The sequence below is a fragment of the Collinsella sp. LCP19S3_B11 genome (assembly GCF_052121915.1).
Lineage (GTDB): Bacteria > Actinomycetota > Coriobacteriia > Coriobacteriales > Coriobacteriaceae > Collinsella.
Genome location: NZ_JBQKDI010000031.1, coordinates 1 through 4,928, shown reverse-complemented (window position 1 = coordinate 4,928; position 4,928 = coordinate 1). Strand labels below are relative to the sequence as shown.

The window sequence follows — 4,928 nt, the reverse complement described above, 5'->3', positions numbered from 1 at the left end:
ATTTCCTGACAAAGGTTGGTGAAAGTACACCAGCGCGGTTGGCGCCAAAAGGCCAGTGTGATTGGTGAGGTTATGCCAGTTGATTTGGTTATTTATACGTTAGCGCTAACAATAGACAAGCTCAAGGCGGCGGAGCCGTGGCTCTTCGGCGTGGGGGCTGCCGCTCCCGCGCAGGCGGGGGCGACTGGGCTGTCGAACGCGGGCGCGGCCACCGACGCGGGCGCGCAGATGAGGCGCTGGCGAAAGATCGCCGGCATCGAGGGGGACGAGGAGTAGGCCATGGCCAACAGCATCGCGTACACGAGGAACTAAACGACCATCTTGGACGAGGTGTACCAGCGCGCGGCCGTCTCGGCATGCCTGAACAGCCCGCGCCGAATGGCGCGTGCCGGCCGCAACGCCAAGGAGATCATAATCCCGAAGATTGAGGTCTCCGGTCTGGGCGACTACACCCGCAACGTGGGCTACAAGACGGGATCCATCACCTACGAGTTCGAGACCAAGACGTTTAACTACGACCGCGGCATCAAGCTGCTCGCCGACGTCATGGACGTGGAGGAGGCAGGCGTGCTCGACTGCTTCGTGGCAGCGGGCTCCGAGCTCCAACGTACGCAGGTGGCACCGGAGGCGGACGCCTTCACCTTCTCCGAGATCGCAGGTCACGATGGCGTGGTGCCCGTCGAGGAGGACTTCTCCTCTGCCGAGGCCGAAGACGTGCTGGCGTCCCTGCGCGTCACAACCAACGCGATGGATGAGGCGGAGGTCACGACTGCAAGCCGCATCCTCTTCATCACGCCAACGCTCAAGGGCGTGCTGGACGACTTCTCGCTCGCGAACCCGACACGCTCCAACCGCGTGCTCGAGCGCTTCAGCCGCGTCGTGGAGGTGCCGCAGACGCGCTTCTACTCCGCGATCACGCTGAACTCCGGCGACGCCGACCAGTTCGGGTATTCCAAGGCCGCCGGCGCCGCGGACATCAACTACATGGTGGTGGAGAGGTCCGCAGTCATCAAGTTCGACAAGCACGTGGCGAGCCGCGTGTTCTCCCCGGACGGGCTGGAGAACCTGGACAGCTACATGATGAAGTACCGCAAGTACGGCATCGTGGAGCTTCTGGACAACAAGCTGGCGGGCGTGCACGTCTCCTGCGCGCCCGCGGCGTAGTGGCTGCGAGCACGGGCGCGGCCGGCTCGGGACTCGCACCCGTCTCCTACGAATTCTACCTGGACGTCTACGGCGGGATGCTCTTCGCCGAGGCGTTCGCGGAGGCGCTGCCGGCGGCGGTGAGGTGCGTGAGCGCGCTCACGGGGACGCGCGACGTGAACGAGAGTTGGGGCGAGTCCGTCTCCGACGCATGGCGGCGCGCCGTCTGCGCGGCGGCCGACGTCTTCGCCGAGTACGGCGAGGGGCGCGTGGGCGGCTTCTCGATAGGGAGCTTCTCCGTGACCAACTACCGCGACGAAGGCACGACGGGCGCCGAGGTGGCGCGAGGGGCCGCGCTCGCGGAGCTGGCGGGGACGGGCCTCGCCTTCTCAGGGATGCGCCGATGAGGTACCTGAGGCCGATTCCGAGGCGGCTCCTGCCCGACGACATGCTGGTGTTCCTGCCGGACGGGGCCGGTGGGCGCGGCGAGAGCCGCCTGGTGCGCCACGTGCGCTTCGAGAGGGAGGAGTCCGCCGCGGCGGACGCGCACCGCTCGGCCGACGCTGGGCACGGGACGGTGTTCGTGGACGCGGTGAACAGCGAGGGCGCTCTCGAGGTGCCGGCCGGGTCGCGCGTGCTGATCGGCGCGGGGCCGTCGATGCTTGTTCGCTCTTGTCGCCGGTGCTGCGTGGTGCGCGGCCAGGTGCACCACTGGGAGCTGGAGGTGGGCTGATGTCCCGTTTAGACGCGCTCGGCGCATACGTGCCGACCGACTGGGACGCCGGGGGCGGTGGGGTTGTCGGCGCGGTGGCCACGCTGCTCCGTGCGCTGGGCTACGGCAACGTGTTCTGCTCGCCACCTCCCGCCCGGGTCTGCTGCGAACCGATCGTGTTGGCGCAGGGCTCCTTCGAGCGCGAGGCGCGGCTCGCGGATGGTACGGAGCGCGGGCAGATACCCGTGAACGTGCTCGTCTGCTGCGAGGGCGCGCGTGACGCCGAGGCGACCTGTCGCGCGGTGGAGAGCGACCTGAGGCGCGACTCCTGGACGGCTGCCGGCGACGGGTGGCGTTGCAGGGTGGCTGCCGCGGACTCCGGTGGCTCAGCGCCACGGGGCCGCGACGGCTCCGGGCGATGGCTCTGGGGGTTCACTCTGACACTGACGGTGGTGATCGACTATGGCGGACAGGGTTAGGGCCGGTCGCGGCGTCGACGACCGCGACGTGGTGCGCAAGAGCAACCCGCTCCAGCAGGCGGCGCAGAGCGCACGCGAGCAGCGGGCGGGCTCCGCCGAGACCGACCGCATGGGGCGCGAGCGGCAACGGCGCGCGACGGCCTACGGGCGGGCGCGGGAGCGGCTGTGAGCTCCATCACCTACAACGGTCACGACCTCTCCGAGTACGTGACGGCCGAGCTGGTGGAGCCGGCGGGGCACGCGCTTACGCCGCGGGCGCTTGTGGTGCCAGGGCGACCGGGCGCGGTTCTGCTGGGGTGCGAGCTGCCGCCGCGTATCCTGCGCGTGCGGCTGTTCCTGGACGCGGGCACCTCCCTTACCGCCGAGGAGCGCTCCGAAATCCGGCACGAGCTATACGCGCGGCTCGTGGCGTCCGGGGGAGGCGAGCTCGAGTTGCCTAGCGAGCACGGGCTCGCGTGGCGCGACGCGGTGGTGACGGATGCCTCCGACTGGGACTCGCTCTTCGAAGACGGGAGCTGCGAGGTGGCGTTCACCTGCTTCGACCCTGTTGCCTACGGGGAGGAGAGGGCGAGCACGTCGAGCATCCTCACGGTCAGCGGCACGTGGGCGACGTGGCCTGTGGTGGAGATGACGACGTTGGCGGGCTCTTCCGTCAAAGTGACCGACGAGCTGGGGCGCTACGTACTCGTGGAGCGCACGTTCGCAGCTGGGGACGAGGTCCTTCTCGACTTCCAGCGTGAGGCCGTGACGGTGGGCGGCGAGGACGCCTCCGCCGACGTCGCCGTGGAGAGCACGTTCTTCTCGCTTGACCCCGGCGCACACACGCTGACCTTCTCCGGGTGCTCGGCGCACACGGTGGCGTGGGCGGAGAGGTGGCTCTGATGGTGCCGACGCTCTACCTCTTCGACCGCTTCGACGGGAGGCTGGGGATCCTGCCCGCCGTGGGCTCGGTGAAGCACGCCGAGGAGCTGGGCGGCGAGGACACGATCGAGTTCGACTGCCTGGCCGCGCCCGAGAAGGGCGAGCGGTTGCTGTGGCGCGACCCGACGGACGGCGTATGGCGCGAGCACGTGGTGGTGCGCACCGACGAGCCGCTGGGAGCGCCTGCGCACGTCTACGCCGAGTCCTCGCTCTGCGAGCTGTTGGGCGACTTCGTCGAGGAGATCCAGCTCGTGGGCAAGACGGCACAGCAGGCGCTCTCCTCGGTGTTGGGCGTGACGCGCTGGTCTGCGGGCGAGGTGGGCGTCGGCTGCGCGGCGCGCGGGTGCCTCCTCTACCACGTGAACGCTCTCGCGGCGCTGCGCCGCGTCGAGGAGGTGTGGGGCGGCGAGGCCGAGGCCGTAATCGCCGTGGTCGACGGGCACGTGGACTCGCGGACGGTAAGACTGCCCGCGCGGCGCGGTGAGTGGCGCGGTGCGCGGTTCTCCTACGGCAAGACGCTCGCGGCGTGCACGCGCACGGTGCTCGAGGACGAGGTGTTCACGGCACTCTACGGGTACGGCAAGGGCCTACCAATCTACGACGAGCAGGGCGTGGCGACGGGCGGGTTCACGCGGCGGCTGACCTTCGGCTCTGTGAACAACGACGTGAACTGGGTGGGCGACGAGGATGCGCGCCTGGTGTGGGGGCGCCCCGACGGCGCGGGCGGCAAGGCTCACCGGTTCGGGCACGTTGTGTTTCCGGACTGCGAGGACGCGACAGAGCTCAAGGAGCTGACGTTGGCGGTGCTCGCGGCGGCGTGCGAGCCGCGCGTCTCCTACGAGGTGGACGTCGCGGCGGTGGACGGCGGCGCGGGCGTGCGGCTGGGCGACGACGTGGCGGTCATCGACTCGTCGCGCTCGCCCGAGTGGCACCTGCGGGCGCGGTGCGTGCGGCGCGTGCGCGAGCTCGGCGAGGGCGCGCCGACGGTTAGGCTCACGCTGGGCACGGTCGAGAGAACGACGTGGGCGGCATCGGCCGACGTTGCGGCGCGCGTGACGGCGGTCGAGGAGACGGCGGCGACGGCATCCGACACGGTGGCGTCCTACGAGGACCTGGGCGAGAGGGAGTTCTGACATGTCTGAGACGAGCACCTTTGCGCTCGCGGGCGACGGCCTACGCGCGGTGACGTGGGACGAGTGCGACGCGCCGCTGGACGGATGCTTCACCGCCTCGCCGGCCGACGCGGAGGGACGCGGGCTCGCGCTCACGGTCACGCGCGGCGGCGAGGCGGTGGATCTCACGGGCGCTACGGTGTACCTGCTGTGGCGGCACCGGGAGCGGCGCGTGCGCGGCTGCGAGCCCTTCGAGGCGGTGGACGCCTCGGCGGGATCTTTCCGTGTGTTCTGGCCGGCCGCGATGACGTGCGCCGAGGGTGCGGTAGACGCACAGGTGATGGTGACGAGCGACAGGGAGGCGATATCCACGCTTCCCTTCGTCGTGCGCGTGACGCAGGTTCTCACGGGCACGGGCGAAGGAAGTGACGACGGGTACTCGCTGTTCCTGTGTTAGCGCTAATCTAAAATTGACCACTTTCGCAAACGCATCTCGCCGAATGCGCTAACGCGCTTTCGCCGACCCCGCTAACGCACTTTCACCAACTGCGCTAACGGAAC

At 69.5% G+C, this 4,928-nt stretch carries 9 protein-coding genes; all 9 read left to right on the top strand.

The window, feature by feature from the left end; all coding sequences use genetic code 11:
* The first annotated feature begins 57 nt into the window (after positions 1–57).
* The 9 genes from ACTQV4_RS10075 (at position 58) to ACTQV4_RS10035 (ending at position 4,824) form a co-directional block, all read left to right on the top strand.
* Positions 58–276, top strand: coding sequence for a hypothetical protein (locus ACTQV4_RS10075; RefSeq protein ID WP_441569763.1), 219 nt, complete (start codon positions 58–60; stop codon positions 274–276).
* Positions 277–321: 45 nt separating this feature from the next.
* Positions 322–1,164, top strand: coding sequence for a hypothetical protein (locus tag ACTQV4_RS10070; protein ID WP_441569762.1), 843 nt, complete (start codon positions 322–324; stop codon positions 1,162–1,164).
* 77 nt (positions 1,165–1,241) lie between these two features.
* A complete protein-coding gene (locus ACTQV4_RS10065; RefSeq protein ID WP_441569761.1) occupies positions 1,242–1,550 on the top strand; it encodes a hypothetical protein in 309 nt (102 codons plus the stop codon).
* Positions 1,551–1,591: 41 nt separating this feature from the next.
* On the top strand, positions 1,592–1,876 hold the full coding sequence (locus ACTQV4_RS10060; protein WP_441569760.1) for a putative minor capsid protein: 285 nt from the start codon (positions 1,592–1,594) through the stop codon (positions 1,874–1,876).
* Entirely contained in the window at positions 1,876–2,334 is a 459-nt protein-coding gene (locus ACTQV4_RS10055) for a hypothetical protein (protein WP_441569759.1), read from the top strand. Before ACTQV4_RS10060 ends, ACTQV4_RS10055 begins: the two co-directional genes overlap by 1 nt.
* Entirely contained in the window at positions 2,318–2,503 is a 186-nt protein-coding gene (locus ACTQV4_RS10050; protein WP_441569758.1) for a hypothetical protein, read from the top strand. The genes ACTQV4_RS10055 and ACTQV4_RS10050 overlap by 17 nt, the downstream gene beginning before the upstream one ends.
* Positions 2,500–3,216 carry a phage distal tail protein gene (locus ACTQV4_RS10045; protein WP_441569757.1) on the top strand — a complete coding sequence of 239 codons (717 nt, stop codon included), beginning with the start codon at positions 2,500–2,502 and terminating at the stop codon, positions 3,214–3,216. Before ACTQV4_RS10050 ends, ACTQV4_RS10045 begins: the two co-directional genes overlap by 4 nt.
* Positions 3,216–4,388: a phage tail spike protein gene (locus tag ACTQV4_RS10040; RefSeq protein WP_441569756.1), complete on the top strand. Its 1,173-nt coding sequence runs from the start codon at positions 3,216–3,218 to the stop codon at positions 4,386–4,388. The genes ACTQV4_RS10045 and ACTQV4_RS10040 overlap by 1 nt, the downstream gene beginning before the upstream one ends.
* Position 4,389: 1 nt before the next feature.
* Entirely contained in the window at positions 4,390–4,824 is a 435-nt protein-coding gene (locus ACTQV4_RS10035) for a BppU family phage baseplate upper protein (protein WP_441569755.1), read from the top strand.
* Positions 4,825–4,928: the final 104 nt, after the last annotated feature.